Source organism: Promicromonospora sp. NPDC050262, assembly GCF_040655935.1.
GTDB lineage: Bacteria > Actinomycetota > Actinomycetes > Actinomycetales > Cellulomonadaceae > Promicromonospora.
This window is the reverse complement of record NZ_JBFAKX010000001.1, coordinates 49,548-76,507: the sequence shown is the minus strand read 5'-3', so window position 1 is coordinate 76,507 and position 26,960 is coordinate 49,548. Positions and strand designations below refer to the sequence as shown.

The 26,960-nt window shown below is 72.5% G+C and carries 24 protein-coding genes and 6 tRNA genes; 18 read left to right on the top strand and 12 right to left on the bottom strand.

The annotated features are described in order from the left end of the window. Window positions 1-4 precede the first annotated feature (4 nt). The 4 genes from AB0I29_RS00375 to AB0I29_RS00360 form a co-directional block, all read right to left on the bottom strand. Entirely contained in the window at window positions 5-595 is a 591-nt protein-coding gene (locus AB0I29_RS00375) for a dihydrofolate reductase family protein (protein WP_357476662.1), read from the bottom strand. 60 nt (window positions 596-655) lie between these two features. Further along, a complete protein-coding gene (locus AB0I29_RS00370; RefSeq protein WP_357476659.1) occupies window positions 656-1,042 on the bottom strand; it encodes a VOC family protein in 387 nt (128 codons plus the stop codon). After that, window positions 1,039-1,902, bottom strand: a complete 864-nt coding sequence (locus tag AB0I29_RS00365) for a helix-turn-helix domain-containing protein (protein ID WP_285103732.1) — start codon at window positions 1,900-1,902, stop codon at window positions 1,039-1,041. The genes AB0I29_RS00370 and AB0I29_RS00365 overlap by 4 nt, the downstream gene beginning before the upstream one ends. An 82-nt stretch (window positions 1,903-1,984) precedes the next feature. Then, window positions 1,985-3,064 carry a chorismate-binding protein gene (locus tag AB0I29_RS00360; protein ID WP_357476656.1) on the bottom strand — a complete coding sequence of 360 codons (1,080 nt, stop codon included), beginning with the start codon at window positions 3,062-3,064 and terminating at the stop codon, window positions 1,985-1,987. Window positions 3,065-3,255: 191 nt separating this feature from the next. Here AB0I29_RS00360 and AB0I29_RS00355 point away from each other — a divergent pair. The 3 genes from AB0I29_RS00355 to AB0I29_RS00345 all read left to right on the top strand — a co-directional run bounded on the left by AB0I29_RS00355 (window position 3,256) and on the right by AB0I29_RS00345 (window position 3,545). Next, a tRNA-Gly gene (locus tag AB0I29_RS00355) sits at window positions 3,256-3,327 on the top strand. A gap of 64 nt (window positions 3,328-3,391) precedes the next feature. After that, window positions 3,392-3,462, top strand: a tRNA-Cys gene (locus AB0I29_RS00350). A gap of 11 nt (window positions 3,463-3,473) precedes the next feature. Continuing rightward, window positions 3,474-3,545, top strand: a tRNA-Val gene (locus AB0I29_RS00345). A 61-nt stretch (window positions 3,546-3,606) separates the two neighbouring features. On the opposite strand, the gene AB0I29_RS00340 is transcribed toward AB0I29_RS00345, so the two are convergent. The 3 genes from AB0I29_RS00340 to AB0I29_RS00330 form a co-directional block, all read right to left on the bottom strand. Beyond that, window positions 3,607-4,443, bottom strand: coding sequence for an MBL fold metallo-hydrolase (locus AB0I29_RS00340; protein WP_357476653.1), 837 nt, complete (start codon window positions 4,441-4,443; stop codon window positions 3,607-3,609). Between the two features lie 31 nt (window positions 4,444-4,474). Further along, window positions 4,475-5,041, bottom strand: a complete 567-nt coding sequence (locus AB0I29_RS00335; protein ID WP_357476650.1) for a dihydrofolate reductase family protein — start codon at window positions 5,039-5,041, stop codon at window positions 4,475-4,477. Window positions 5,042-5,148: 107 nt separating this feature from the next. Next, on the bottom strand, window positions 5,149-5,547 hold the full coding sequence (locus AB0I29_RS00330) for a PPOX class F420-dependent oxidoreductase (protein WP_285108702.1): 399 nt from the start codon (window positions 5,545-5,547) through the stop codon (window positions 5,149-5,151). 215 nt (window positions 5,548-5,762) lie between these two features. Between AB0I29_RS00330 and AB0I29_RS00325 the strand changes: the two genes are divergently transcribed. The 5 genes from AB0I29_RS00325 to AB0I29_RS00305 all read left to right on the top strand — a co-directional run bounded on the left by AB0I29_RS00325 (window position 5,763) and on the right by AB0I29_RS00305 (window position 10,950). Further along, a complete protein-coding gene (locus tag AB0I29_RS00325; protein WP_357476646.1) occupies window positions 5,763-6,644 on the top strand; it encodes a S1 family peptidase in 882 nt (293 codons plus the stop codon). A gap of 190 nt (window positions 6,645-6,834) precedes the next feature. Next, window positions 6,835-6,906, top strand: a tRNA-Gly gene (locus AB0I29_RS00320). 25 nt (window positions 6,907-6,931) lie between these two features. Further along, a tRNA-Cys gene (locus AB0I29_RS00315) sits at window positions 6,932-7,002 on the top strand. Between the two features lies 1 nt (window position 7,003). Further along, window positions 7,004-7,078 (top strand) — tRNA-Val (locus tag AB0I29_RS00310). A gap of 356 nt (window positions 7,079-7,434) precedes the next feature. Next, the gene (locus AB0I29_RS00305; protein ID WP_357476643.1) at window positions 7,435-10,950 is read left to right on the top strand and encodes a glycoside hydrolase N-terminal domain-containing protein; all 3,516 of its coding nucleotides are present in this window, start codon (window positions 7,435-7,437) and stop codon (window positions 10,948-10,950) included. A gap of 116 nt (window positions 10,951-11,066) precedes the next feature. Here AB0I29_RS00305 and AB0I29_RS00300 read toward each other — a convergent pair whose 3' ends face one another. Beyond that, on the bottom strand, window positions 11,067-11,771 hold the full coding sequence (locus tag AB0I29_RS00300; RefSeq protein ID WP_285102460.1) for a tyrosine-protein phosphatase: 705 nt from the start codon (window positions 11,769-11,771) through the stop codon (window positions 11,067-11,069). A 9-nt stretch (window positions 11,772-11,780) separates the two neighbouring features. After that, on the bottom strand, window positions 11,781-13,553 hold the full coding sequence (locus AB0I29_RS00295) for a sodium:proton antiporter (RefSeq protein WP_357476639.1): 1,773 nt from the start codon (window positions 13,551-13,553) through the stop codon (window positions 11,781-11,783). Between the two features lie 178 nt (window positions 13,554-13,731). On the opposite strand from AB0I29_RS00295, the gene AB0I29_RS00290 reads away from it, so the two are divergent. From AB0I29_RS00290 to AB0I29_RS00250, 9 genes are all read left to right on the top strand, one after another. After that, a complete protein-coding gene (locus tag AB0I29_RS00290) occupies window positions 13,732-13,917 on the top strand; it encodes a hypothetical protein (protein ID WP_285102458.1) in 186 nt (61 codons plus the stop codon). A 129-nt stretch (window positions 13,918-14,046) separates the two neighbouring features. Then, window positions 14,047-16,074, top strand: a complete 2,028-nt coding sequence (thrS, locus tag AB0I29_RS00285) for a threonine--tRNA ligase (RefSeq protein ID WP_285102456.1) — start codon at window positions 14,047-14,049, stop codon at window positions 16,072-16,074. A 22-nt stretch (window positions 16,075-16,096) separates the two neighbouring features. Next, on the top strand, window positions 16,097-16,669 hold the full coding sequence (locus tag AB0I29_RS00280) for an HIT domain-containing protein (protein WP_285102455.1): 573 nt from the start codon (window positions 16,097-16,099) through the stop codon (window positions 16,667-16,669). Then, complete coding sequence (pgsA, locus tag AB0I29_RS00275) at window positions 16,669-17,337, top strand: phosphatidylinositol phosphate synthase (RefSeq protein ID WP_285102453.1); 669 nt, start codon at window positions 16,669-16,671, stop codon at window positions 17,335-17,337. The genes AB0I29_RS00280 and pgsA overlap by 1 nt, the downstream gene beginning before the upstream one ends. Then, on the top strand, window positions 17,337-18,353 hold the full coding sequence (locus AB0I29_RS00270; RefSeq protein WP_357476632.1) for a phosphatidylinositol mannoside acyltransferase: 1,017 nt from the start codon (window positions 17,337-17,339) through the stop codon (window positions 18,351-18,353). Before pgsA ends, AB0I29_RS00270 begins: the two co-directional genes overlap by 1 nt. Before the next feature lie 29 nt (window positions 18,354-18,382). Beyond that, window positions 18,383-19,579, top strand: a complete 1,197-nt coding sequence (locus tag AB0I29_RS00265) for a glycosyltransferase family 4 protein (RefSeq protein WP_357478080.1) — start codon at window positions 18,383-18,385, stop codon at window positions 19,577-19,579. Then, a complete protein-coding gene (locus AB0I29_RS00260; RefSeq protein WP_285102451.1) occupies window positions 19,576-20,163 on the top strand; it encodes a hypothetical protein in 588 nt (195 codons plus the stop codon). The genes AB0I29_RS00265 and AB0I29_RS00260 overlap by 4 nt, the downstream gene beginning before the upstream one ends. Before the next feature lie 150 nt (window positions 20,164-20,313). Further along, on the top strand, window positions 20,314-21,216 hold the full coding sequence (gene pdxS, locus AB0I29_RS00255) for a pyridoxal 5'-phosphate synthase lyase subunit PdxS (protein ID WP_199718178.1): 903 nt from the start codon (window positions 20,314-20,316) through the stop codon (window positions 21,214-21,216). 101 nt (window positions 21,217-21,317) lie between these two features. Next, window positions 21,318-22,193, top strand: coding sequence for a S41 family peptidase (locus AB0I29_RS00250; RefSeq protein ID WP_350224561.1), 876 nt, complete (start codon window positions 21,318-21,320; stop codon window positions 22,191-22,193). A gap of 48 nt (window positions 22,194-22,241) precedes the next feature. On the opposite strand, the gene AB0I29_RS00245 is transcribed toward AB0I29_RS00250, so the two are convergent. Then, window positions 22,242-23,741 carry an SDR family NAD(P)-dependent oxidoreductase gene (locus tag AB0I29_RS00245; RefSeq protein ID WP_285102449.1) on the bottom strand — a complete coding sequence of 500 codons (1,500 nt, stop codon included), beginning with the start codon at window positions 23,739-23,741 and terminating at the stop codon, window positions 22,242-22,244. Window positions 23,742-23,891: 150 nt separating this feature from the next. On the opposite strand from AB0I29_RS00245, the gene AB0I29_RS00240 reads away from it, so the two are divergent. Further along, window positions 23,892-25,298: an FAD-dependent oxidoreductase gene (locus AB0I29_RS00240; protein ID WP_357476626.1), complete on the top strand. Its 1,407-nt coding sequence runs from the start codon at window positions 23,892-23,894 to the stop codon at window positions 25,296-25,298. 37 nt (window positions 25,299-25,335) lie between these two features. On the opposite strand, the gene AB0I29_RS00235 is transcribed toward AB0I29_RS00240, so the two are convergent. Both AB0I29_RS00235 and AB0I29_RS00230 read right to left on the bottom strand, forming a co-directional pair. Further along, complete coding sequence (locus AB0I29_RS00235) at window positions 25,336-26,031, bottom strand: hypothetical protein (protein ID WP_357476623.1); 696 nt, start codon at window positions 26,029-26,031, stop codon at window positions 25,336-25,338. Next, window positions 26,028-26,918 carry a hypothetical protein gene (locus AB0I29_RS00230; RefSeq protein WP_357476620.1) on the bottom strand — a complete coding sequence of 297 codons (891 nt, stop codon included), beginning with the start codon at window positions 26,916-26,918 and terminating at the stop codon, window positions 26,028-26,030. Before AB0I29_RS00230 ends, AB0I29_RS00235 begins: the two co-directional genes overlap by 4 nt. Window positions 26,919-26,960 lie beyond the last annotated feature (42 nt).

The window sequence follows — 26,960 nt, the reverse complement described above, 5'->3', positions numbered from 1 at the left end:
TGTGTCACCGGCGCAGGGTCACGTGGGTCACCTCTGGTGTGTGCCGCACGCTCGTGGACGAGAACTCGATGGGCGGCACGCCGTCGAACACGCGCGTGCCCGAGCCCAGCGTGAACGGGACCACGTGCAGGCGCAGCTCGTCGACGTGCCCGGCGGCGAGGTACTCGTTGAGCGTGGTGGCCCCGCCGGTGATGGAGATGTCGCCGTCGCCGGCCGCCTCCCGGGCCTGGGCGAGCGCGCTCTCCGGGCCGTCGGTGACGAAATGGAACGTGGTGCCGCCCTCCATCTCCACCGACTCGCGCGGGTGGTGGGTGAGCACGTAGACGGGCCCGTGGTACGGCGGGTTGTCGCCCCACCAGCCCTTCCAGTCCTGGTCCCACGCGCCGCGGCCGGGCGAGAACATGTTGCGGCCCATGATGTACGCGCCCGCGCCGACGATGGCGTCCACCTCGGCCTTGTGCGCGTCGCCGTACTCGAACATCCAGGTGTGCAGGCGTTCACCCGCCAGCGGGCCGAACGGGTGCTCCAGGCTCTGGTCGTGGCCCGCGGAGTAGCCGTCGAGCGAGACTGCCAGGTCTGCTTTCACGATTCCCATGCCCGTGAGACGACGGCGGCCGCCGGAACTCATCGGTGGCCCTCGCCGTCGGAAGGGGACTCAGCCCTCGCCCTGGTAGCTCCCGAAGCTCCACAGGTTGCCCTCCGGGTCGCGCACCACGCAGGACCGGCCGCCGTAGTCCTGGTCGGCAGGCTCGCGGAGGCTGGAACCCCCGGCCGCGAGGGCGGCCGTGTAGGTGCCGTCGACGTCGTCGGTCACCGCGTAGGCCGAGCCGGTCCCGGCCTGGTCGGGCCACTGCGGTCGTGGCTGGTGCGTGCCGAGCATGACGCCGCCGCCCTCCGGCCAGGCGAGCTCGGCGTGCTGGACGACGGCGGGGTCGGCATCGTCGCGATAGACGGCGCGCTCCGTGAAGCCGACGGCCTTCAGCCAGGCCAGGCCCGCGTCGGCGTCGCGGTAGGACAGGGTCACCCACAGTCCGGTGCTCATCGTGATCCTCCTTGTTCGGGTGTCTCCCACGATGCCCGGGGCGGGTCGGCGACGTCTTGAACGAACGGGAACTCCTCGCGCAGCCAGGTGCTCGGGGTGCATCCGCCGAGCGCCACCCACTCCCGGGTCATGTGGGCGTGGTCGGCGTACCCGGCCCACGCGGCGACGTCAGCCAGGCCCGCACGTCCCGACCGGGCGGCCACGACGAGCGCGCGGCGCGACCGGGCGAGGCGGGCCACGCGCCGCAGGTCGCGCGGCGTGAGCCCGCACTCGGCGCGGACGAGGTCCTGCAGGCGACGACGGCTCCAGCCCTGCTCGGCCGCGACCTCGCGCACCTGGCCGCCGCGCGCGATGCCGGCCAGCGCCCGCCCGACGTCGGCCCGCGGACGCGGCTCGCCGGCCCGCGCGAGGTGCTCGACCAGGGCGCGCACGACCGTCGCGCCATCCGGGGATCCGCCGTCGGAGGCCGCGGCGAGCAGCTCCGGCAGGTGCGCGAGGTGGGGCGCGACCTCGGGCAGGCTCGTCAGCTCGCCCGCGAGCTCACCCGGGGGCACGCCGAGCAGCACCCGGGCGCCGCGCAGCGTGAGGGACACGCTGAGACCGCGCTGCCGGCCGCCGTGGTGGATGGCGGCGGGCCGGGTGTGCAGCCCGGACACGCACGACCAGGCCTGCCGCCGGGTGCCGTCCGACCCGGCCCACGAGACGTCGAGCGGATCGCCGAGCGGCAGCTCGAACGTCACCCCGGTGCCGGGCATGCCCCGGTGCACGCCGGGGGCTCCCAGGTCGAGGTCGTACGGGACGACGGCGGAGACGTAGGGAGCGAGGACCTCCGGAACCCCGGAGCCCGGGACGTGCGCCACGCCTCCACGGTAGTCCGGGCCTCCGACACCCGGCCGGTCGACGGCGCCGGCGCCGGGCCGCCGCGCGGTCGGCACGGCGCCGTCAGGACGACGCCAGCGCGACCAGCCGCTCCGCCTTGAGCTCGGTCTCGTGCCACTCCGCCGTCGGGTCGGAGCCCCACGTGATCCCGGCGCCCGTGCCGAACCGGAGCACGCCGTCGGTCCACCAAAAGGTCCGGATCCCGACGGCGAGCGAGGCCCGGCCGCCGTCGACCCAGCCCACGGCCCCGCAGTACGGGCCGCGTGGGGCGGGCTCCAGCTCACGGATGATCCGCAGCGCGCTGGACTTCGGGGCGCCCGACACCGAGCCGGGCGGGAAGGTGCCGGCCAACAGCCTGCGCCACAGCTCGCCGGGGCGGACGACGTCGTCGGCCAGGACGCCGCGCACCCGCGAGACCAGGTGCACGAGGCCGGGGTGCGCCTCCACGGCGAGGAGCGACGTGACCTCGACCGTGCCCGGGCGGCAGACGGTCTGCAGGTCGTTGCGCACCAGGTCGGTGATCATCACGTTCTCGGCGCGGTCCTTGTCCGTCAGGCCGTCGGGGGTGCGGGCAGTGCCCTTGATCGGGCCGGACTCCACGACGGGCCCGTCCGGCCCGTCGGCCAGCGACAGGTACAGCTCGGGCGACGCGCTCACCACCCACACGGGGTCCAGCCCGCTCGCGGCGGGCACGTGCACGGCGGCCGCGTGCGGGGCAGGGTTGCCCGCGGCGAGGCGGGCGGCGAGCGCCCGCGCGTCGGGCTCGGCGCTCGCGGTGCTCCCGCCGACGCCGCCGGGCAGGGGAGCGGACAGCACCCGGCAGATGTTGGCCTGGTACACCTCGCCCTCGCGCACGTACTCGCGCACCCGGGCGACGGCGGCCTCGTAGGCGGCCTGGTCCATCGAGGTGGTCCACGTGTCGGACGCCGGTCCGTGCCAGGCCGCGGTCGCCGCACCCCGGGGTGCGGTCCCGGCGTCGTGCACCTGGGCGAAGCGCCATGCGCGCGCCCGGCCCTCGAAGTCGGCGACGACGAACCAGGTGCCGGTCTCGAGCCGTTCCGGGTGTTCGAGCACGTCCACGCACTCGACGGCGCCGGTGGCGACGCGTCCGGCGAAGCTCGCCCAGCCGGTGGTGCCCGTCACGTCGTCGGGGGCCGCTGGGGCGCCGGGGCGGGACGGAACCGGTGGGATCGTGCGGTTTGCGGGCGGATGGGCCGGGCGGGGTGACACGGGACAACCGTACGGGCGGCGCGTGCGATTGGACGGTTCGCCCTCCGTTCGATTAATGTTCAGAACGCCGGAACACCGGGGGAAACCCCAGGATGCCCGGCTTCGCGGATGTAGCTCAGTGGTAGAGCATCACCTTGCCAAGGTGAGGGTCGCGGGTTCAAGTCCCGTCATCCGCTCGGAAAGTCGCTCTCGTGATTCTTCGGCTGAAGAGAGCAGCCGTCGGCTGCAGCTTGGCCGAGCGGTGGGTTGGCCGAGAGGCGAGGCAGCGGCCTGCAAAGCCGTACACACGGGTTCGAATCCCGTACCCACCTCGCAGCACGACGGGCGATTGGCGCAGCGGTAGCGCGCTTCCCTGACACGGAAGAGGTCACTGGTTCGATCCCAGTATCGCCCACGCGCAGAAGGCCCCCGGCCGGCGGAGACGCCGCCCGGGGGCCTTTCGCATGTGCGGGGTCCTAACCGGGCGTACCGCGGCGCGCCTTCCACCGGGCGAACCCGGCGGCCTGCCCCTCGTGGATGTCGCCCACCCACTCCCAGCCGGGTTCGACCCCGCCGATGCGCGGGTCGTCGGGGGTGCGGCCGTCCCGCAGGGCGTGCAGGTACGCGCGGTCGAGCTCGATCCGGGCGCGGACATTCTCGGTTCCGGCAACGGCGGAGCCGTGACCCGGGACGAGCACCTCGACGTCGCCCACGACGTCCTCCAGTGCCCGCAGCCCGGCGAGGTATTCCTCGACCGGGTCGCTCGCGTCGGTGAAGTCGCCGAGCATCGGGACGAAGACGTCGGACAGCATGTCGCCGGCGGCCAGGACGCCGCGGGTCTCGACCAGCAGCGCCGCGTGGCCGGGGGAGTGCGCCGGGTGCTCGATGATCCGGACCTCGGGGCCGTCCCATGGGATCCGCGCGGTCCCGGCGGGCAGCCCGGTGACGAGGCCGAAGAGGCCCAGCGGGACGTCGTCGGCGATCTCCGGCGGGAGCCCCTGGGTGACGCGGGCCTGCCAGTCCGCGGTCGACCGGAGGTCTCGCAGGTCGGCGGCGCAGCGCGCGGTGCCGTAACGAGGGGGCTCGCCGAGCCCGGTGTGCCAGAGCACGTGGTCCCAGTCGGGGTGCGTCGAGAAGCCGGCCGCGACGGGCAGACCCAGCTCGCCCAGGTCGTTCGCGAGGCAGGCCATCTCGGAACCCGTGATCCCGGCGTCGATGACCAGCGCGCCGTCCTGGCCCCGCACGACGACGGTGTTGTTCCGGAGCAGCTCGCTCTGGTGGACCAGAACGCCGTCCGCCACCTGCGTCAGCATCGCGTCTCCTTCCGTCCGTCCGCGCCCGGCCTCAGCTGCCGGTCCCGGGCGGCCCGTCCATCACGGTCGGCACGTAGCCCAGCAGCTGCAGACGGCCGTCGAACGTGCGGTGCTCGACCAGCTCCATCGCCACGTCCGGGTACCCGTCGAAGATCCGCTCCTTGCCGCTGGCGCCCGTGACGACCGGGAACACGACCACCCGGTAGCGGTCCACCAGGCCGGCGAGCAGCAGCGAGCGGCACAGGCTGAGGCTGCCGAGGGTGCGCAGCGGGCGGTCGGAGGTCTCCTTGAGCTCGCGCACCGCCTCGACGGCGTCGCCGGTGACCAGCTCGGTGTTCGCCCACGTCAGCGGCGTCGTCAGCGTCGAGGAGAACACCACCTTGGGCATGTCGGCGAGCGGGTCCTCGGGAACGTCGGTCATCAGCTCGGTCATCACGCGGTACGTCGTCGCGCCCATGAGGGTGGTGTGCTGGTTCTCGCCGTCCTCCCCGAGAAAGGCGAGGTACTCCGGGCCTTCCAGGCCCCAGAAACCTGGCCAGCCCGCCGCGGACGCGTAGCCGTCCAGCGAGATGATGAAGTCCACCATGAGCTTCTGCATCGGTCTCTCCTCGGATTCGGTGTGTGCCCCTGGTGACCGGCCACGCCGAGGAAACTCATCGGTGGACGGCGGCCCGCCGGCTGAACGGCCCGCCGTCCGGTGCCCGACTACTGCGTCGTGTAGTGCTCGATGCTCATCACGAGGATCACGCGGTCGGCGCTGTCCGCGGGCGGCTGCTGCTCGGCGTTGCCGTACCGCTTGCCCAGGTGGACGTAGAACTCGCCGGTCGGGTCGGGGACCACCTCGACGAGCTTGCCGCGCACCTCGATGTAGTTGAAGGCGTTCTCGTCGTTGAGGATCGCGAGGCTCATCGTCGGGTTGTGCTGCAGGTTGCGGTACTTGGCGCGGTACGTGGTGTGTGTGAAGCGCAGCGTCTCGCCGTCGAAGTCGAACCACATCGGGTTCACCTGGACCGTGTCGTCGGGGCGGATCGTGCCGAGGAACGCGTAGTTCGGCGCCTCGAGCAGATGGATCAGGTGGGCGGGGATGATGTCGGAAGCACTCATGCCGCCGAACATAGCCCGCCCGCGCAAGCGTCGCCGCGGGTGAAACCGCCTCGAAGGAGGCGCTTTTCGTTTCCTGCCGGTTACATCTGCTTTGAGGTCTTGTGGGTGAAATGTGCCACACGTCACACTCGTGGCCAGTGAGACGGCGCGGACGGCGATCCGTCCTTGCCGAGCAGGACCCGCCGCCAGCGGGTCCATCACCCCAGGAGGATGCCATGACGTTCATTCGCACCGCTCTCCGCCCCGGTCCCGCCCGACGGGCCCGACTGATCGCACTCACCGCCGGGCTCGGCCTCGCGGTGTCCGGCCTGGCCGGACCGGCGGCCACGGCCGCACCCGACAGGCCCACCGCCGCCGAGCTCGCGACGGTGAACGCCGCCGTCGGGACGGCGGACGTGGACGGCGTCGCCTGGTACACCGACCCGGCCACGGGGAAGGTCGTGGTCACCGCGGACTCGACCGTCACGGCGGCCGAGCTGAGCACGCTCCGCAGGGCGGCCGGCCCCGAGGCGGACGCGCTGACCATCAGGCGCGCACCTGGCACCTTCAAGCCGCTGCTGGGCTCGGGCGACGCCATCTACGGCTCGGGGTACCGCTGCTCCGTGGGCTTCAACGTCCGCAGCGGCAGCCAGTACTACCTGCTCACCGCCGGGCACTGCGGCAACGAGGTGCCCACCTGGTACACGAACTCCTCCCAGACCACCCTGGTGGGCGCGACCGTCGGCTCCAGCTTTCCCGGCAACGACTACGCGATCGTCCGCTACGACAACACGTCGCTGAGCCACCCCGGCGGCTACACGGCGGGCAACGCCTACGTGGGTCAGAGCGTCACCCGGGACGGCTCCACGACCGGCGTGCACTCCGGCACCGTCACCGCGCTCAACGTCAGCGTCAACTACCAGGGCAGCGGCGTGGTGCGGGGCATGATCCAGACCACCGTCTGCGCCGAGCCCGGCGACTCCGGCGGCGCGCTGTACAGCGGGTCGACCGCCCTGGGCATCACGTCCGGCGGCAGCGGCAACTGCTCCACGGGCGGCACCACGTTCTTCCAGCCCGTCACCGAGGCGCTCAACGCGTACGGGGTGTCCATCTACTGACGGGCGCCTGCCCCTGACCTGCCCGGGCGGCGTCGCCGGACGATTCCGGCGGCGCCGCCCGAGGGCTGCTCGGCGTCGCGAGACCCCGTGCAGGTGGCGCGGCGATTTCGATTGGACCGGCACGCCGTTTGTGAACTACTCTTCCGGAGCGTCACCACGCCGGGACCGAAGGGTCCAGGATGGTCATAGCGCGGATGTAGCTCAGTGGTAGAGCATCACCTTGCCAAGGTGAGGGTCGCGGGTTCAAGTCCCGTCATCCGCTCGATACCCGCCTTGGTGGGGAGCACGGTGGGTTGGCCGAGAGGCGAGGCAGCGGCCTGCAAAGCCGTACACACGGGTTCGAATCCCGTACCCACCTCGGGCGATTGGCGCAGCGGTAGCGCGCTTCCCTGACACGGAAGAGGTCACTGGTTCGATCCCAGTATCGCCCACCAGCAAGGCAAGGCCCTCTGGCCGGCGGAGACGCAGGCCAGGGGGCCTTTCGCATGCCTGGTGCCGGTGGACCCGCGTGAAGCCGCGCCGCGGTGCCGACCGACTGTTGCTCGACGCTGCGGACGGTCGTCCGGTTCATACATCGGATCTCTTGGTGCAAGGATCGGCGGATTCATCCCATCTGCTCGGTAACCGGGCAAGGCGCAGCAAGGAAACATCAGGTGTTTGGTTGACACTGCTCCGGGCGCGTTGCTTGAATGCTCGCGAGCACTGCCCGGCGTCCACGGTGGCGCGGGAGACGACGACGACGTCGATGGTCCGGAGGCCGAGGATGACCTTCTGCTCGATCCCACTGCTGATGCGCCGACCCTCTCGGCGCGCGATCGCGGCCGCACTGGCGCTGCTGCTCGCCGCACCGGTGTCCGCCGCGGCGGTGGTCCCCGCCGCGGCCGCACCGGACGCCGCCACCCCCAGGGACACGACCGCCCCGAAGGACACGACAGCACCGGAGGACACGACAGTGCGGGACGACCGACCACGCCTCGAGGGTGCGCCCGACACGATCTGGTTCGACGAGCCGCTCTCGACCGCCGGCGACCACCAGCGCAACTGGGAGCAGCGCGCGCTGCCGATCGGCAACGGTGCCATGGGCGCCGTCGTCTACGGGGGCGTCACCGACGAGAAGCTCCAGCTCAACGAGAAGTCGCTCTGGACCGGGGGACCCGGCGCGCAGGGCGGCTACGACTACGGCAACTGGACCGACGGCCGCGGGCCCGAGACGATCGAGGAGGCCCGGCAGCTCATCAACCAGTCGCCGACCGGCGGCATCGCACCCGAGACGATCGCCGACCTGCTCGGCAAGCCGAAGCTCAACTTCGGCTCGTACCAAACCTTCGGCGACCTCGACCTGACGATGACGGGCATCGGGGAGGCGACAGACTACCGCAGGCAGCTCGACATCTCCGACTCGGTGGTGACGACCACGTTCACCGCCGACGGCGTCGGCTACACCCGCGAGTACTTCGCCTCCGCGGCCGACGACGTCGTCGTCGTGCGCCTGACGGCCGACAAGCGCGGCCGGATCGGGTTCGACGCACGGCTCAACCTCCCGGCCGGGCGCACGGCGGTGACCCAGACGGCCGAGGGCGGGCGGCTGACGACGGCGGGGCGGCTGGCGAACAACGGGCTGCGCTTCGAGTCGCAGCTGCAGGTGCTCAACAGCGGCGGGTCGGTGACGGAGGGCGACGGGTCCATCGGCGTCCGGGGCGCGAGCTCCGTCACGCTCGTGCTCAGCGCCGCCACCGACTTCGCGATGGACCACGCGGCCGGCTACCGCACCGGCGTCGACCCCCACGAGCAGGTCACCCGGGCGGTGGATGCGGCGTCCGAGCGCGGGTTCAAGGCGCTTCTGAAGCGCCACCAGAGCGACTACCGGGGCCTCTTCGACCGTGTGGAGCTCGACCTCGGCGCCCGGCTCCCCGACATCCCCACCGACGAGCTGCTGGCGGAGTACCGGTCGACGACCGACGCCGAGAGCGCCCGGGCGCTCGAGTCGCTGTACTTCCAGTACGGCCGCTACCTGCTGGTCTCGTCCTCGCGCGGCGGCTCGCTCCCCGCGAACCTGCAGGGCGTCTGGAACCGGGTCAACAACCCACCGTGGGACGCCGACTATCACGTGAACATCAACCTGCAGATGAACTACTGGCCGGCCGAGACCACCAACCTCGCCGAGACCACGCAGCCGTTCTTCGACTACGTGGACTCGATGGTCGCCCCGGGAACGTTGACGGCGAGCCAGATGTACGGGGCGCGCGGCTGGGTCGTGGGGAACGAGACCAACCCCTACGGGTTCACCGGGTTCCACCAGTACCCGCAGTCGTTCTGGCAGCCGGACGCCGCGGCGTGGCTGGCGCAGCACTACTGGCAGCACTACCTCTTCACCGGGGACGAGCAGTTCCTGCGGGAGCGCGCCTACCCGATGCTCAAGGCGGTCTCGGAGTTCTGGATCGACTTCCTCGTGCGCGACACGGACGGCACCTACGTGGTCACGCCGAGCTACTCGCCCGAGCAGGGCGACTTCACGGTCGGGGCGTCGATCTCGCAGCAGATCGTCACCGAGCTGCTGACGTCGGCCGCGGCCGCCGCCGAGCTCACCGGCGAGGACGACGCCGCCTACCTCGCCGACCTCGACGAGAAGCTGCAGGGCATCTACCCGGGCCTCGCCGTCGGGTCGTGGGGCCAGCTCAAGGAGTGGAAGGTCGAGCAGGCGCTCGACAACCCGTCGAACCAGCACCGGCACGTCTCCCACCTCTACGCGCTCTTCCCCGGGACGGCCGTCTCACCCGCCGCGACACCGGAGCTCGCCGAGGCCGCCCGCACCACGCTGGAGGGACGCGGCGACGGCGGGACCGGGTGGTCGAAGGCGTGGAAGATCAACTTCTGGGCGCGCCTGCTCGACGGCGACCGCGCGCACAAGCTGCTCTCCGAGCAGCTCAAGGGCTCGACGCTCGACAACCTGTGGGACGACCATCCGCCGTTCCAGATCGACGGCAACTTCGGCGCGACGTCCGGCGTCGCGGAGATGCTGCTGCAGAGCCAGGCCGGCCGGATCGACGTGCTGCCCGCGCTGCCGACGGCCTGGCCGGACGGCTCGTACTCGGGCCTCAAGGCCCGGGGCGACGTCGAGGTCGACGCGACGTGGGCGGCCGGATCGGTCCGGCGGATCGACATCCGCCCCGCGAACGACGGCGAGCTGCGGATCGGGAACCAGATCTTCCAGCCGGGCCTGTTCACGCTGACCGACCACAGGGGCAGGCCCGTCGAGTCGACGGTCGAGGACGGCGTCGTGGTCTTCGAGGGGCAGGCCGGGAAGCGGTACGTGGCCAAGGCCACGGCGGCGCTGTCGGTCACGGCGCCCGCGACCGCGACGTCGGGCGACGAGCTCCCGGTCACCGTGCGCGCGCAGGCGATCGGTGCCGAGCCGGTCGAGGACGCGGCCGTGCAGGTCACGGTCCCGGACGACACGGCGCCGGGCTACCCGCAGTGGTCGGCCGAGCCGGCGGAGCTCACGTTCGGCACGATCCGGCCCGGCGAGAGCGTCGAGCGGACCGTCACCGTCACCGTCGGCGCGGGCAACGCCGCGCGGCAGTCGCCGATCACCGCGACGCTGACCGCGGGCGACATCACGCTCAGCCGCACGGTGGTGGTGGACGTCGAGCCGCCGACGCCGTGCCCGGTCCCCGATCCCGACGGCACGCTCGTCGCGTGGAACCTCGGCGGCGACGCCGACGGCGACCAGTCCGGCAACGGCCGCGACTGGCGGGTCGAGGGCACGCTCGGCGTGCTCGCCGACGGGCCGACCGGTGCGGCCCAGCAGCTCGCGACGACGGGCTACGTCACGAGCGTCGAACCCTTCCCGCTCGGGTACCTCGAGGAATCGACGTTCGCCGGCGAGTTCAGGATCGACAGCGGTCAGCCGGGCCACCGGCGCCTGTTCGACCACCGGTCGGCGAGCAGCGACTCCGACGGCATCATGATCGACACGACGCCGTCGAACAACGTCCGCGTCATCACGGCGGGCACGGGGACGACGACGAACGCCGTCGTCCCGACCGACCGCTGGTTCGAGCTGGTCGTGACCCTCTCGGCCACCGGCTCGATCACGGTGTACGTCGACGGCACGCAGGCAGCCACCGCCACGATCGGCGGCTACGAGGCGGCGAACGCGTGCACGTCGCGCACCCTGCACATCGGCGCGAACCGCGACGGCGGCGAGCGGCAGTCCGGCGGCGCCGACCGGCTGGCGATCTTCGGCCGTGCGCTGACGGCGGACGAGGCGGGCCGGTGGCAGGAGCTGGCCTTCCCCGGGAGCTAGGCCCGCACCCTGCGCTGCACCTCCGGCTCAGGCCCTGTCCGTTTCGGCTGAGCCTGCGGTTCCGCTCCGGGCGCGTGCCTCGTTCCTCGGCCCGCATCCTGCGCTGCACCTCCGGCTCAGCCGACCAGCCGGGTGCGCAGCGCGCGGACGTGCCCCGGGGTGAGCCCGCCGCGGGCCAGGTACTCCTCGACGCCGCCGTGCCGCGTGCGCAGGTGCTCCAGCGCCCCGAGGATGACGTGCCGGGTGGGCGGCACCCGGCGCTCGGCGGGCCGGTCGTAGCCGGGCTCGGCCGCCCGCTCGACGTACCGGGGCGCGAGCCGCTCGTTGGTGACCTCGTAGTCGTCGGCGAGGGCGTCGACGTCGGCCCCGGCGAGCGTGAGCGCGAGCGCCACGACCAGGCCCGTGCGGTCCTTCCCGGCGGCGCAGTGCACCAGCACGGGACCGTCCGGCGCGTCCGCGACGGCCCCCACGGCGCGCGCGAACAGCTCCGGGCGCCGGTCCAGCATTCCCTGGTAGAGGTGCACCCAGGGCCCCTCCTCGGGATCGCCGGGGGCCTGCACCGGCAGGTGCAGGTAGGTCGCACCGTCGGCCAGCCGGCTCGGCCACTGCTCGAGCTCCTCCGGCCGGCGCAGGTCGATGACCCGCGTCAGCCCGTAGGCCCTCGCCGCAGCGACGCCGACGTCGGTCAGGTGGCTGGGGCACTCGGAGCGCACCAGCACGCGCTCGCGGATCGTGCCGCCGCCCGTAAGCGGTAGTCCGCCCAGGTCACGGGCGTTCAGGCAGCCCGGCCAGTCCAGGTGGAGCGGTGTGTAGTCCGTCACGCCCGGAGGCTAGCGCTCCGGGTCCTCCTCACGCAGCGAAAACTTGCCCTTGCGCATCTCGACGGCGATCTGCTCGGCGTCCAGCAGGTCCAGGGCGGTGCCGAGCTGCGCCGAGTCGTAGGTGCCGGCCGAGCGCGCGGCGAGCAGCTCCTCGCGCTGGGCCGCGATCGTGGCCAGCCGTAGTTCCCGGTACTGGATGAAGCGGTCCTTGGTGAGCACCGCGTCCTCGTCCTGCGACTCGTGCTCCCGGTAGGTGTCCTTGCGCACGCGGGCGACCACGCCGGAGTCGTACGGCGTGCCGTCCGGGCGGTGCGGGTCTGCCAGGTAGTCGCGCGCCGCCTGCTCGGTCTCGCGCCGCAGGGCGGGCAGGTCGCCCGCCGTGTCCTGCCCGACCAGCCCGAGCCGCCGCGTCAGCCAGGGCAGGGTGCTGCCCTGGACCAGGAGCGTGCCGAACGCGACGCCGAAGGCGACCAGGATGAGGAACGACCGCCCCGGGGTGTCGTGGGGGAGCGTCTGTGCGGCGGCGAGCGTCACCACGCCACGCATGCCCGCCCACACCAGCAGCGTGCCCTCGCGCCAGCCGAGCGGCCGCGCGAGGTCGTAGTCGATGTCGGCGGTCCGGCGCCGTAGCGTCCCCTGGATCCGCTCCAGGCGCTCGGCGGTCGAGCGCCGGCCCGTGCGCCGCCCGGTGGCCTGGTCCGGCTCGCCGGACGCGGGCGGGGTCGCGGCCGCTCGCTGGTCGATCCGGTCCTGGAACGCGGTGAGGGTCTCGCGCACGGCCTCGCCCCGCCGCGCCCGGCGGGCCTGGATGCCGATCAGCGGCGTCACGAACGCGGCGCGCACCACGAGGATCGCCACGCTGGCGATCGCGGCGACCACGACGGCCTGCCAGACCGACCCGGTCCCGGACTCCGCGTCCTCGATGAGCGCGAACAGCTCGATGCCCATGATGAGGAACACGGCGCCCTCGAGCAGCAGCTCGACGGTGTGCCAGTTGGAGCGTTCCGCGATCCGGTCCTGCGGGCGCAGGTAGCGCGGCGAGCCGTTGCCGGTCACGAGGCCCGCCGCCACGACGGCCACCAGGCCGGACGCGCCGAGCTCCTCGGCCGGGAGGTAGGCGACGAACGGGACCACGAACGACATGGCCGTGCTCAGGGCGGCGTGGCCCAGCCGGCGGCGCACCCGCAGGCCGAGCCAGCCGACGGGCACGCCGATCGCCACGGCCACCAGGGCGGCGTAGGCGAAGTCGCCCACGACCTCCCACAGGCTGACCGAGGCCGCGGTGGCGGCGATGGCGGACCGCAGCAGCACCAGGGCGGAGGCGTCGTTGAGCAGGGACTCGCCCTCCAGCATCGTGACGCTGCGCGGGGACGCCCCGAGCCGTTTCACGATGGAGGTCGCGACGGCGTCGGTCGGGCTCACGATGGCGCCCAGCGCGATGGCCGTGGCGAGGTCGATCCCGGGGATCAGCCACCGGAAGAGCAGCCCGAGCAGCACCGAGCTGATCACCACGAGCGTCACGGACAGGCCGCCGATGGCCGTGAAGTCGCGCCGGAAGTCCATCGACGGCAGCCCGACCGCGGCGGAGTAGAGCAGCGGGGGCAGCACGCCGCCGAGGATCACCTCGGGGGGTATCTCGACCGCCGGCACCCACGGCAGCAGGCTGACGCCCGCGCCGAGCACCACCAGGACCAGCGGGGCCGCGACTCCCGCCTTGGGCGCGAGCGAGGTGACGGCGATGATCAGGATGGCGGCGACGACTGCGACGATCAGGTACTCCACAGGCTGACGTTACGAGACCGCGGCGTCGCACGCCGACTTTTTCAGCCCTGCGAGATACCAGGTCGGGCCGTGTTACCGCGCGCGCGAGGCCGTCTCCGCATAGGTTCGGGGTGCCGGCGGGACCCCGTCGTGCGCAGGGGGCGCACCTGGTGTGCCTGTGTCGAAGAGGAGTCGAACCATGGGGCTTTTTGACAAGGCCAAGGAGTTCGTGACCGACCCGGACAACGTCGCGAAGGCGAAGGAGCAGCTCACCGACGAGAACGTCGACGCCGCTACCGACAAGCTCAAGGAGTTCGCGCCGGACAAGGCCGACGGCGCGATCGACGCACTGGGTGAGAAGGCCAAGGACTTCGGCCAGAGCTGAGCCGCCGGTCCGCCCGCGGCGCGACCGCGGGCACGGGACCGGCACTGTATCGGTACGATCGAGGGGCACCGTCCGCGTGGACGGCGCCCCTCGATCCATTTCGTCTTCCGTTCCCCAAGGAGCACTCCTGTGTCCGACGTCGCATCGCCGCCCAGCCCCACCGACCTCGCCGGTGGCGAGACCCCGGCGCAGAACTCCACGGAGGCGACGACGACCACGCAGACGACCACCGGCGTCGAGCTGTACGGCGACCGCCGCGACGTGGTCGTCGTGCGCGTGGACGGCGAGCTGTGGGACCTCGACCGCGAGATCCCGGCCGGCCACAAGGTCGAGCCGGTGACCATCGGCGAGCCCGACGGCCTCGCCGTGCTGCGGCACAGCGCCGCGCACGTGCTGGCGCAGGCCGTGCAGCAGGTCAACCCGGACGCGAAGCTGGGCATCGGCCCGCCCGTCACGGACGGCTTCTACTACGACTTCGACGTCGAGACGCCGTTCACGCCCGAGGACCTCAAGGCCCTCGACAAGACGATGGCGCGCATCATCAAGGAGGGCCAGACCTTCCGCCGCCGCGTCGTCACCGAGGACGAGGCGCGCGCCGAGCTGGCGGGCGAGCCGTACAAGCTGGAGCTGATCGGCCTCAAGGGCGGCGCGGCCGACGGCGAGAGCGGCGAGAGCGTCGAGGTCGGCGGCGGCGAGCTGACCATCTACGACAACGTGCGTGGCGCCGGCCGCGAGAGCGAGACCGTGGTCTGGAAGGACCTGTGCCGCGGCCCGCACCTGCCGAACACGCGCCTGATCGGCAACGGCGTGCAGCTCATGCGCAACGCCGCCGCCTACTGGCGCGGCAGCGAGAAGAACCCGATGCTCCAGCGCGTCTACGGCACGGCGTGGCCGTCCAAGGACGAGCTCAAGGCGTACCTGGAGCGACTGGCCGAGGCCGAGCGCCGCGACCACCGCCGCATCGGCGCCGAGATGGACCTGTTCAGCTTCTCCGACGAGGTGGGTTCGGGCCTGCCGCTGTTCCACCCCAAGGGCGGTGTGATCAAGCGGGTCATGGAGGACTACGTCCGCCAGCGCCACATCGAGGAGGGCTTCTCCTACGTCGGCACCCCGCACATCACCAAGGACGGGTTGTTCCACACCTCGGGCCACCTGCCGTACTACGCGGACACGATGTTCCCGGAGATGGACCTCGAGGGGTCCAAGTACCGGCTCAAGGCCATGAACTGCCCCATGCACAACCTGATCTTCGCCTCGCGCGGGCGCTCCTACCGGGAGCTGCCGCTGCGCCTGTTCGAGTTCGGGTCGGTGTACCGCTACGAGAAGTCCGGCGTGGTGCAGGGCCTGACCCGCGTGCGCGGCCTGACGCAGGACGACTCGCACTCGTATGTGACGCCCGAGCAGGCGCCGGGCGAGGTCAAGCACCTGCTCGACTTCATGCTCAGCGTGCTGCGCGACTTCGGCCTGGACGACTTCTACCTGGAGCTGTCCACGCGGGACGACTCCAAGCCGGACAAGTTCGTGGGATCCGACGAGGACTGGGCCGCCGCCACGGAGATCCTGGAGCGGGTGGGTCGCGAGACCGGCCTGGAGCTCGTGGCCGACCCGGGCGGCGCCGCGTTCTACGGCCCCAAGATCTCCGTGCAGGCGAAGGACGCCATCGGCCGCACCTGGCAGATGGGCACCGTCCAGTACGACTTCAACCAGCCCAAGGGCTTCGGGCTGGAGTACACCGCCGCGGACGGCACCCGCCAGCAGCCGGTGATGATCCACTCGGCCAAGTTCGGCTCCATCGAGCGGTTCATGGGCGTGCTCATCGAGCACTACGCCGGCCAGTTCCCGGCCTGGCTCGCGCCGGTCCAGGTGCTCGCCGTGCCCGTGGCCGACGCCTTCGACGACTACCTCAAGGACGTCGTCGCCCAGCTCCGCGCCCAGGGGATCCGCGCCGAGCTCGACCTCTCCGACGACCGGTTCGGCAAGAAGATCCGCAACGCGTCCAAGGAGAAGGTCCCGTTCGTGCTCATCGCGGGCGGGGAGGACGTCGAGGCGGGCGCCGTGTCGTTCCGCTTCCGCGACGGCACGCAGGAGAACGGGGTGCCGGTCGCCGAGGCGATCGAGCGGATCGTGAAGGCGGTCAGCGACCGGGTGCAGGTCTGACCGGCCGGAAGGTCGTCCTCGGATGAACAGCGAGCCCACCCCCGAGTCGCCGACGGCGTTCGGTCCCTCCGACGACGGCCTGCAGCGGCTCTGGACGCCGCACCGCATGGTCTACATCGGCGGGCAGGACAAGCCGGCCGACGGGACCACCCAGCAGTGCCCGTTCTGCCGCATCCCGGCGGGCGACGACGAGCAGGGCCTCGTCGTCGCCCGGGGGGAGCGGTGCTACGTGGTGCTGAACCTGTACCCGTACAACTCGGGGCACATGATGGTGCTCCCGTACCGGCACGTCTCGGACTACACGGACCTCGACGCCGCCGAGACGGTCGAGCTGGCTCGGATGACTCAGCAGGCCATGCGCGTGTCGCGCGCCGTCCACGCGCCCGCAGGCTTCAATCTTGGTATCAACCAGGGCGAGGTCGCGGGCGCGGGCATCGCGGCGCACCTGCACCAGCACGTGGTGCCGCGCTGGCTGGGCGACGCGAACTTCCTGCCTGTGGTGGGCCAGACCAAGGCGTTGCCCGAGCTGCTGGCGGACACCCGCCGTCGGCTCGCGGAGGCCTGGGAGACCGCGGGGGGCGGAGAGGAGAACTGATGTTACGGGGCCTGCGCTCCTTCATGACCACGCTGTTCACCCCGTTGGCGAGGCTGCTGCTGGCCCTGCGGGTCTCGCCGGACGCCGTGACGATCGCCGGCACCGTCGTGGTCACCGCGGTGGCCCTGACACTCCTGCCGACCGGGCACACGCTCGTGGGCGGGCTCCTCATCGGCTTCTTCGTCCTCTTCGACTCGCTCGACGGGGTGATGGCGCGCCTGGCCGGGCGCTCGGGCCCGTGGGGCGCGTTCCTCGACTCGACGCTGGACCGGGTGTCCGACGGCGCGGTGTTCGCCGGCATCACGCTCTGGTTCGTGCTGCACCCCGACGAGCACCACGGCCTGTGGGGCACGAGCGCCGCGCTCGCCTGCCTGGTGCTGGGCAGCGTGGTCCCGTATGCGCGGGCCCGCGCGGAGGGCGTGGGGGCCACCGCGCAGGTCGGCATCGCCGAACGCGCCGACCGGCTCCTGCTGGCGCTGCTCCCGTTCACGTTCCTGCAGGTCGGCCTGCCGGTCGTGGTGGCCGAGGTCATGCTCACGCTGCTGGCGCTCGCGAGCCTGGTGACCGTGTTCCAGCGCATCGCCACGGTGCGGGCGCAGCTCGCCCGGCACGCCGTCGAGACCAGGGACGACCCGCACGAGGGTCCGCTGGCCGGGCAGGGCGCCTGATGGACATCGCCGGGCTGTACACGTTCGCGTGGCGTAACGCCACGAAGATCCCCGAGCCCGTGCTCCGGGCCGTGTTCACGGCGGTGGCCGACGTCACCTGGCTGCGTCGCGGCAAGAGCGTGCGGCGCATGGAGAGCAACTACGCGCGCGTGCGGCCCGACCTGGACGCCGCGGCGGTCCGCCGGCTGTCCCGCGTGGGCATGCGCAGCTACATGCGGTACTTCCGGGAGGCGTTCACGCTCCAGGGCGTCACCTCCGAACGGCTGCGGGCGCGCGTGCGCGTGGAGGGCTACGACGAGCACGTGCGTCCCGTGATCGCCGACGGCGGCGCTGCCTCGCTCGCGCTGGGCCACCTCGGCAACTGGGACCTGGCCGGCGCGTACGGCTCCCAGTACCTCGCGAGCGTGCTCACCGTCGCCGAGCGGCTCAAGCCCGACGAGCTGTTCCAGGAGTTCGTGCGGTTCCGCGGCTCGCTCGGCATCGAGGTCCTGGCCCTGGGCAACGGCGACGTGCTGGGTTCCCTGGTCCGCGGCGCGAAGGAGGGCAGCAAGCTCATCCCGCTGCTCAGCGACCGTGACCTGACCTCGACCGGCATCGAGGTCGACCTCGCCGGGCACCGCGCCCGCGTGGCCGCCGGCCCGGCCCTCCTGGGCCTGGAGGCGGGCGTCCCCGTGCACGCCGTGGGGATCACCTACGAGCGGCTGCGCGGCGACCGACGCCGGGCGGCCGGCACCCCGTGGGGCATCGTCATCCACTTCTACCCGCCCCTGCCCGTGCCCGACGCCGGGCTGCCACGTGCCGAGCAGGCGCGGATCCTCACCCAGGGCTGGGTCGACCAGCTCACGGAGACGATCGTGGAGCACACCCACGACTGGCACATGCTGCAGCGCGTGTTCGTCGCCGACCTGGGCCCGGCCCGGCAGCGGGCGGCGGGGCGGTCCGTCGCGGAGGGACGGGACACCACCGCGCAGGACGAGGCCCGGCCCGATCCCGCCCCCGCGCGGGAGAACGGATGAGAGGCACGCGGCGGCGCGGCCACCGCTCGCTGCGCGTCGGCATCGTCTGCCCGTACTCGTTCGACGCCCCCGGCGGCGTGCAGTTCCACGTGCGCGACCTCGCCGAGGCGCTGCAGGCCGCGGGGCACCACGTGTCGGTGCTGGCTCCCTCCAGCGACGACACCGAGCTGCCCGACGTCGTCACCGCCGCCGGCCGGGCCGTACCGGTGCCCTACAACGGCTCGGTCGCGCGGCTCACCTTCGGGCCGCTGACCGCCACCCGGGTGCGCCGCTGGCTGGAGGGCGGCATCGACGGCAGCCCGTTCGACATCGTCCACCTGCACGAGCCGATGGTCCCGTCCCTGTCGATGCTCGCCCTGTGGCAGGCCACCGAGCCCGTGGTCGCCACCTTCCACACCTCCCAGGTGCGCTCGCGCGCGCTGCAGGTCGCCTACCCGCTGGTGCGGCAGTCGCTGGAGAAGATCGCCGCCCGGATCGCCGTGTCGGAGGACGCGCGGCGCACCCTCGTGGACCACCTGGGCGGCGACGCCGTCGTGATTCCCAACGGGGTGTACACGCAGGTGTTCGCGAGCAGCGCCCGGCGGCCGGAGTGGACGGGCACGGCCGACGCGCCGACCGTCGCCTTCCTCGGCCGGCTGGACGAGCCGCGCAAGGGGCTGAGCGTGCTGGTGCAGGCGGTTCCCACGATCCTCGACCGGGTGCCCGGCACGCGGTTCCTGGTGGCCGGGCGGGGCAACGGCATCGTCGCCGAGACGCGGGAGGCGCTGGGGGAGCGGGCGTCGTCCGTCGAGTTCCTGGGCGCGGTGTCCGACGCCGAGAAGGCGGCGCTGCTGGCGTCCGCCGACCTGTACGTGGCCCCGCAGACCGGCGGCGAGAGCTTCGGCATCGTGCTCGTGGAGGCGATGAGCGCCGGCTCCGTCGTGGTGGCCAGCGACCTGGGTGCCTTCCAGCGCGTCCTGGACGACGGCGCCGCGGGCGCGCTGTTCCGCACCGGCGACCCCGCCGACCTCGCCGCGACCGTGCTGGACCTGATTGCCGACCCGGCGCGGAGGGATGCCTACCGCGCCCACGCGGCGCAGTGGGTGCAGCGGTTCGACTGGTCCGGCGTGACCGAGCAGGTGCTGGCCGTGTACGAGATGACGCTCGACGCCGACCACGCGATCGCCGGCGACGTCGTGGGCCGCTTCATGGGGCTGTTCCCGCGGCGGGTCGGGGGTGACGCGTGACCTGGTCGGAGATCGCGCTCGTCGCGCTGGCGGCCGTCGTCGTCGGCCTGGTGTTCGCCTGGCAGGGCGCCTCCCGGCTCGACCGGCTGCACCGCAAGGTCGCGGCGTCACGCATCGCCCTGGACGCGCAGCTCGTGCGGCGGGCCTCGGCGGCGGTGGAGCTGGCGGCGTCGGGCGCGCTGGACCCGGCCAGCTCGGTGCTGGTGGCCGACGCCGCGTACACGGCGTCGGACGCCGGACCGGTCACCTCGCCCGCCGCCGCGCTGAAGATGGACGGGCTGGGCTCGGCCCGCGAACGGGCCGAGTCCGGGCTCACGGCGACGCTCCGGGAGGCGCTGGGCTCGCCCGAGGCGGTGCGGGACCTGCGGGCAGGCCCGGCGGGCGAGGTCGTGGTGGGCCTGGCGGCCGCCTGGTACCGCGTGACGCTCGCCCGCCGCTTCCACAACGAGGCCGTGGCGCAGGCCCGGCGGGTGCGCAGGCTCTGGTACGTACGGCTGTTCCACCTGGCCGGCCGGGCGCCGATGCCGCGCACGGTCGAGCTCGACGACGCCCTGCCGCCCGGGCTGGAGCCGGCCGCCGGGTGACCGTGCTGTCCGGCAGATGACCGTTCTGCGGGCGGCGGCAGGGACGCGGCAGACCGGGCGATAAGATCGAGGCAGGGCGCCGACCGCGCCCGGAACGACCGGCGTCGATCCCACCGGCGAGAACTATGCGAGGTAACCGTGACTGAATCCGTGACCGGCGAGAACACCGTGGGCACGGTCGGCACCGCGCGCGTGAAGCGCGGCATGGCCGAGATGCTCAAGGGCGGCGTCATCATGGACGTCGTCACGCCCGACCAGGCGAAGATCGCCGAGGACGCGGGCGCGGTGGCCGTCATGGCGCTCGAGCGGGTGCCCGCGGACATCCGTGCGCAGGGCGGCGTGTCGCGCATGAGCGACCCCGACATGATCGACGGCATCATCGAGGCCGTCTCGATCCCCGTGATGGCGAAGGCGCGCATCGGGCACTTCGTCGAGGCGCAGGTGCTGCAGTCGCTCGGCGTCGACTACATCGACGAGTCCGAGGTGCTGACGCCGGCGGACTACACGAACCACATCGAGAAGTGGAACTTCACCGTGCCGTTCGTGTGCGGTGCGACCAACCTGGGCGAGGCGCTGCGCCGCATCACCGAGGGTGCCGCGATGATCCGGTCGAAGGGCGAGGCCGGCACCGGCGACGTCTCGAACGCGACCACGCACATGCGCCAGATCCGCCAGCAGATCCGCCACCTCACGTCGCTGCCCGAGGACGAGCTGTACGTGGCCGCCAAGGAGCTGCAGGCGCCGTACGAGCTGGTCAAGGAGATCGCGACCACCGGCAAGCTGCCCGTCGTGCTGTTCACCGCGGGCGGTATCGCCACCCCGGCGGACGCCGCGATGATGATGCAGCTCGGCGCCGAGGGCGTCTTCGTCGGCTCGGGCATCTTCAAGTCGGGCAACCCGGCGCAGCGCGCCGAGGCCATCGTCAAGGCGACCACGTTCTTCGACGACGCCGACGTGATCGCCAAGGTCTCCCGCGGTCTGGGCGAGGCCATGGTCGGCATCAACGTGGACGAGATCCCGGAGCCGCACCGGCTGGCCGAGCGCGGCTGGTGAGCTGAACCGTCGTCGGAGGGGCTCCGCGGACTTCGTGTCCGCGGGGCCCCTCCGCTCTTCCTCCAGGACGCCGCCGTCCGCGGGGCCGCCTCGCAAACCCGTTGACGCCTCGTCAGGCCGTTCGGTTGACTCCGCGCATGCTGATCGCCCAGGTCCAGGACCTCGTGAGAACCCACTACGTCTTTCCCGACGTGGCACGGAGCGTCGCAGACGCGCTCGACGAGCTCACCGTCGATGCGGTCGACGAGCCGACGTTCGCCGAGGCTGCCACCACCGTGCTGCAGTCGGTCAACGGCGACCGGCACCTGCGGGTCCGGCACTACCCGGAGGGCGTGCCTCCCGAGCAGGACGAGGAGGAGGTGCGCGCCTACTTCGCCGCGCTGGCCCGGGAGCACGGCCCCGCCATCAGCGAGGTGCGCCGCCTCGACGGCAACGTGGGCCTGCTGACGATCGGCCCGCTGATCCTGCCGCCGGAGTACGTCCGCCCGGGCGCGTCGGCGGCGTTCACGCTGCTGCAGGGCGTGGGCCGTCTCGTGGTCGACCTGCGCGGGTGCGTGGGCGGCGTGCCCGAGTCCGTCGCCCTGCTGGTGAGCCACCTGCTCGGCGACGAGCCGGTGCACCTCCTGGACCTCGTCCACCGTGACGGCGCCGTCGAACCGTCGTTCACCACGCCGGACGTAGCCCCGAGGCTGCCCGACGTCCCGGTGGTCGTCCTCACCAGCAGCCGCACGTTCAGCGGCGGTGAGGAGCTCGCCTACGACCTGCAGGCCCTCGGCCGTGCGGTCGTCGTGGGGGAGACGACGGTGGGCGGGGCCCATCCCCGGGAGGCGTTCGACCTCACCCCCAACCTGCAGCTCCACGTGCCGATCGCGCGGTCGGTGCACGCCGTCACCGGCACCAACTGGGAGGGCGTCGGGGTCGTTCCCGACCACTCCTGTCCCGCCGAGCAGGCGGTCGACGTCGCACTCGCGCTGTGATCGCGCCGGGGAGCCATGGCTCCCCGGCGCGTTGCTGTGGCTACGTCCCTACCAGGGCGACGGCTCGTAGTCCTTGAGGAAGCAGCCGTACAGGTCGGTCCCGGCCTCGCCCTGGACGATCGGGTCGTAGACGCGGGCGGCGCCGTCCACCAGGTCGAGGGGCGCGTGCCAGCCCTCGGCCGCGATCCGCAGCTTCTCCTGGTGCGGGCGCTCGTCCGTGATCCACCCGGTGTCCACCGCGGTCATCAGGACGCGGTCCTTCTCGAACATCTCCCCGGCCGAGGTCCGGGTCAACATGTTCAGGGCGGCCTTGGCCATGTTGGTGTGCGGGTGCCCCGCGCCCTTGTACCGGCGGGAGAACTGCCCCTCCATCGCCGAGACGTTGACGACGTACCCGCGTCGCGACGTGGCCGTCGCGGCCCGCATCGCGGGCCGCAGCCGTGAGATGAGCAGGAACGGCGCGATCGCGTTGCAGAGCTGGACCTCCAGGAGCTCCAGCGGGTCGACCTCGTCCACGACCTGGGTCCACGAGTTGTTCTTCTGCACGTCGGGGAGCAGCCCGCCGGCGTCGACCGCCGTGCCGGCCAGGTGGGCGTCCAGGGAGGCCGAGCCCGCCCGGAGCGCCAGCGCCGTCAGGGACGCCGCGGTGTGCGTCGCGACGGCGTCGCGCTCCGACTCGCCCTCGTGGTGGGCGACCGACAGGGCGGCCAGCGCCCCCGCGATCGCTGCGGGGTGCGCCTCCGAGACGCGGTCGAACGTGACCATCTCCGGCGGCTGGAGCCCGTGGGGAAGCGGGGCGACCGGCGCCGACTCGCCCGTGACGAGCTGCGAGTAGGCCCCCGGGGACCGGCGGACCGTCTGGCAGGCGTTGTTGACCAGGATGTCGAGCGGTCCCGCCGCGGCGACGTCGTCGGCCAGGGCGATCACCTGGGTAGGGTCGCGCAGGTCGATCCCGACGACCTTGAGCCGGTGCAGCCAGTCGGCGGCGTCGGGCATCGCCGAGAAGCGGCGCACCGCGTCCTTCGGGAAGCGGGTGGTGATGGTGAGGTGGGCGCCGTCGCGCAGCAGGCGCAGCGCGATGTACATGCCGATCTTCGCCCGGCCCCCGGTGAGCAGGGCGCGGCGGCCGGTCAGGTCCGTGCGCTGGTCGCGCCGCGCGTGGCTCTTCGCGGCACAGTCCGGGCACAGCCAGTGGTAGAAGGAGTCGACCAGCACGTAGTCCGTCTTGCAGATGTAGCAGCCGCGGGCGGTGCGCAGCTCCCCGGCGAACGCCCCCGGCACGGAGGAGACCAGCGGGATGCCCGCGGTCTCGTCGTCGATCCGCGCCGCCGAACCGGTCGCCGTCCGCTCGATGATGCTCCGGTCGTGCGCCTGGATCTCCTCGCGGACCGCGGCCTTGCGGGACTTCTTGAGCAGCTTCCACATGTAACCGGTCGCCCGTTTGACCGTCTGGACGTCGGGATGGTCGGGCTCGAGGTCATGGAGCTGGCCCAGCACCCGCAGGGTGGTGGCGAGCTCGTCCGGGTCGATCCCCGCTTTCGTTGGCACCGCCGAAGGATAACTGTCGCCCTGTGCGGCACGACCACCCGTTGCTATGGTGCACCGGACGTTTGGGACAAATAGGTACCCCCGATGTGACGAAGATCTACGAGCTCGCACCTGCCGCGATGCCGCGCTGCCCTCCGAGAGGAACTCGCCATGAACCTGAGCCGTAAAGAGATGCTGAGACTGATCGGGACGGGCGCCGGGGCGGTGGCGCTCGGGTCCGTGGCGACGAGCCCCGTGGCCGGCTCGGAACCGGGCGGCCCCCGCGACATCGTGCGCGACGTCGCCGTGATCGGTGGCGGCGCGGCCGGGACGTACGCGGCGATCCGGCTCCGGGAGCTGGGGCAGAGCGTCGTCGTGGTCGAACGCGACGGGCGGCTCGGCGGGCACACGCAGACGTACACCGATCCCGCCACGGGCAGCACCCTCGACATCGGCGTCGTCGTCTGGCACGACCAGCCGCTGGTGCGGCAGTGGTTCGAGCGCTTCGACATCCCGCTGCGGAAGGCGTCGTTCGGCGGCGGGGAGACCGTCTACGCCGACTACCGCACGGGCCGCGAGGTCCAGGGCTATGCGCCGCCGAACCCCGCCGCTGCCCTGGCCCTGTACGGCGAGCAGCTCGCCAGGTTCCCGTACCTGGAGCACGGCTTCGAGCTGCCCGACCCGGTGCCGGCGGACCTGCTCCTGCCGTTCGGCGACTTCGTGCGCCGGTACGGCCTCGACGAGGTGGTGCCGACGGTCGTCCAGTTCGGCCAGGGCCTCGGAGACCTGCTGCGCCAGCCGACCCTGTACGTGATGAAGAACTTCGGCTCGGACATCCTGCGCAACCTCCAGACCGGCTTCCTCAGCACCGAGCGCCGGAACAACAGCGAGCTCTACGAGAAGGCGCTCGCCGAGCTGGGCGACGACGTCCTGTTGCACAGCCGGGTCGTCTCCACCGAGTGTGACGGAGGGCGGTACGCCTCGGTCCGCGTCGACACGCCCGCCGGACGCCGGACCATCCGTGCTCGGAAGGTCCTGGTGACGATCCCGCCCCTGCTCGGCAACCTGGACGGGTTCGACCTCGACGGCCTGGAGCGCCAGCTCTTCGGCCAGTTCCGCCACAGCGCCTACTACACGGGGGTGCTGCGCGACTCCGGCATCCCCGACAACGTGTCGGTGCGCAACATCGGCCTGGACACCCCGTACAACGTGCCCCAGCTCCCGGGCGTCTACGTCATCTCACCGACCGGCCTTCCCGGTCTGCACAACGTCAAGTTCGGCAGCCCCGTCGCACTGTCGGACCAGGCGGTGCAGGCCGAGATCCGGGCGAGCGTCCGCCGCCTGCACGAGGCCGGCACCGTACCGACCACGCGCCCCGACTTCGCCACCTTCGCCAGCCACACCCCGTTCGAGCTGACGGTGCCGGCCGCCGCCGTCCGCGCGGGCTTCTACCGCCGGCTCGCCACGCTCCAGGGCCGCAACCGCACCTACTACTCGGGGGCGGCCTTCCACACGCACGACTCGTCCCTGATCTGGCAGTTCACCGAGACGTTGCTGCCGCGGGTCGCCGCCGCCTGATCGGATCGGTGGCGCCCGAGGACGATCCAGGGCCGGATCAGCCCACCGGGACGATCCCGGTCCGACCCTCCCAGCTGCCGTGCTCCGCGAGCGGCCGGAAGCGGAACGTCGCGAACTCGTGGTGGAAGTCACGGCGCCGCCGTTCGACCATGGCGTCCACGTGCCGTCGGTCCGCGGGGTCGGAGCGGCCGTGCACCATCGACTCCATCTCGCGCACGGTGCGCCACACGGAGAACGTGGAGATGGTGCGCGGCGGCCGGAAGGCGGCGAGGGCGAGCGTGGTGCCGGGGTGGTCGCGCACCTGACGTTCGACGGGCTTGCCCACCCGCAGGAACCGGGGCACCTCGGGCAGCCGCATCCGCGCGACGGTCACCGCGACCACGGGTTCGTCCTGGTCCCAGCCGCCGGTCCGGGCGGGCAGGCCGGGCAGGGCCGCCAGCCGGGACCAGCGGCGCAGGTACTCCATCCGCACGTGCCAGCCGGTCGCCAGGTGCCGGCCGAGTGCGTCGTCGGACAGGAAGCGGTCCAGGGCGTCCTCGTCGCGCCACTGCGCGAAGACCGCGATCCGCCGCAGCTGCAGCCGGTCCGGGGAGACGGTGGGCGCCCCCAGGCGCATGAGGGCGAGGCACTCGGCGTGGTCCAGCCCGGGCGTGGTGGTGCCCGACGGCGCTCGCAGCAGCGCGCGTGCCGTCACGGCGGCCGGCAGCTCGGCGAGGTGGAAGGTGTGCATCATCGGGCGCGCCCCGTCTTCTCGCGGTCCATCTTGTAGTGCAGGCGCATCATCCAGGTGCTCCACATCCGCAGCTCGTGGTCGGTGCGGAGCACACCGTACGGGTCGGTGTACAGGCGGAAGGTCTCGTGCAGCGGGACGCGCGCGGCGAAGTCCCGTCCGCCGTCGTGCACGACGACGTACGCGCCGTCCTGTCCGAAGCGTCCCGGGGGCGACTCCAGGACGAGCCCGCCCTCGGCGCTGACGGCCGGGCGCAGGAACACCTGGACGTTGCCGGACTCGAGCGGGAACGCGACGTGGACGCTCGGCTGCGCGCTGCCGGGGAGCCGACGTGCCGAGTAGCAGCCGCTGAACACGTAGCGGCCCGACGGCCGGAGCGTCCGCAGCCACGCGGCGCCCACCTGCGCGCCGTCCCGGTCGCGGATCACGCGGACCCGGCTGTCCATCCCGTGCGCGACGTCGAGCGGGCGCATCGGGAGGGAGAGCTGCTCGATCCGGCGGGCGAACAGCCGCGCGATCAGCTCGCCGGCCGGCCAGAAGAGCGGTGACCATCCGCTCCACACGTCCATGTGCCAGGCGGCGGTGTGCTCGTAGAAGTCGCGGATCCGTGGATCCAGCCGGGAGGCGTCGAACCCGGGACCGTCGAGCACCGTCATCGCCGGGAGCAGGCCGGGTGCGGGACGGGATGCCGGGCCGGTCGAAGGATCGGTGGTCACGTCGTCGTCGACCGTGCCGCCGTGGTGCGCGGCCTCGGCGGCGAGCCAGCCGTCCCCGACGGTGGAGGAACGACTCACCGGGGCGCGCAGCCAGGAGTGTTCGCCGGCGAGGTCGACGGGCCTGCCGACCAGCCGCCAGAACTTCCGGGACCCGAGGTCCAGCCGATGGTTCACGAGAACGCATTGTTGCAGGCGGTCCGTCGGTTACGGTCGGGG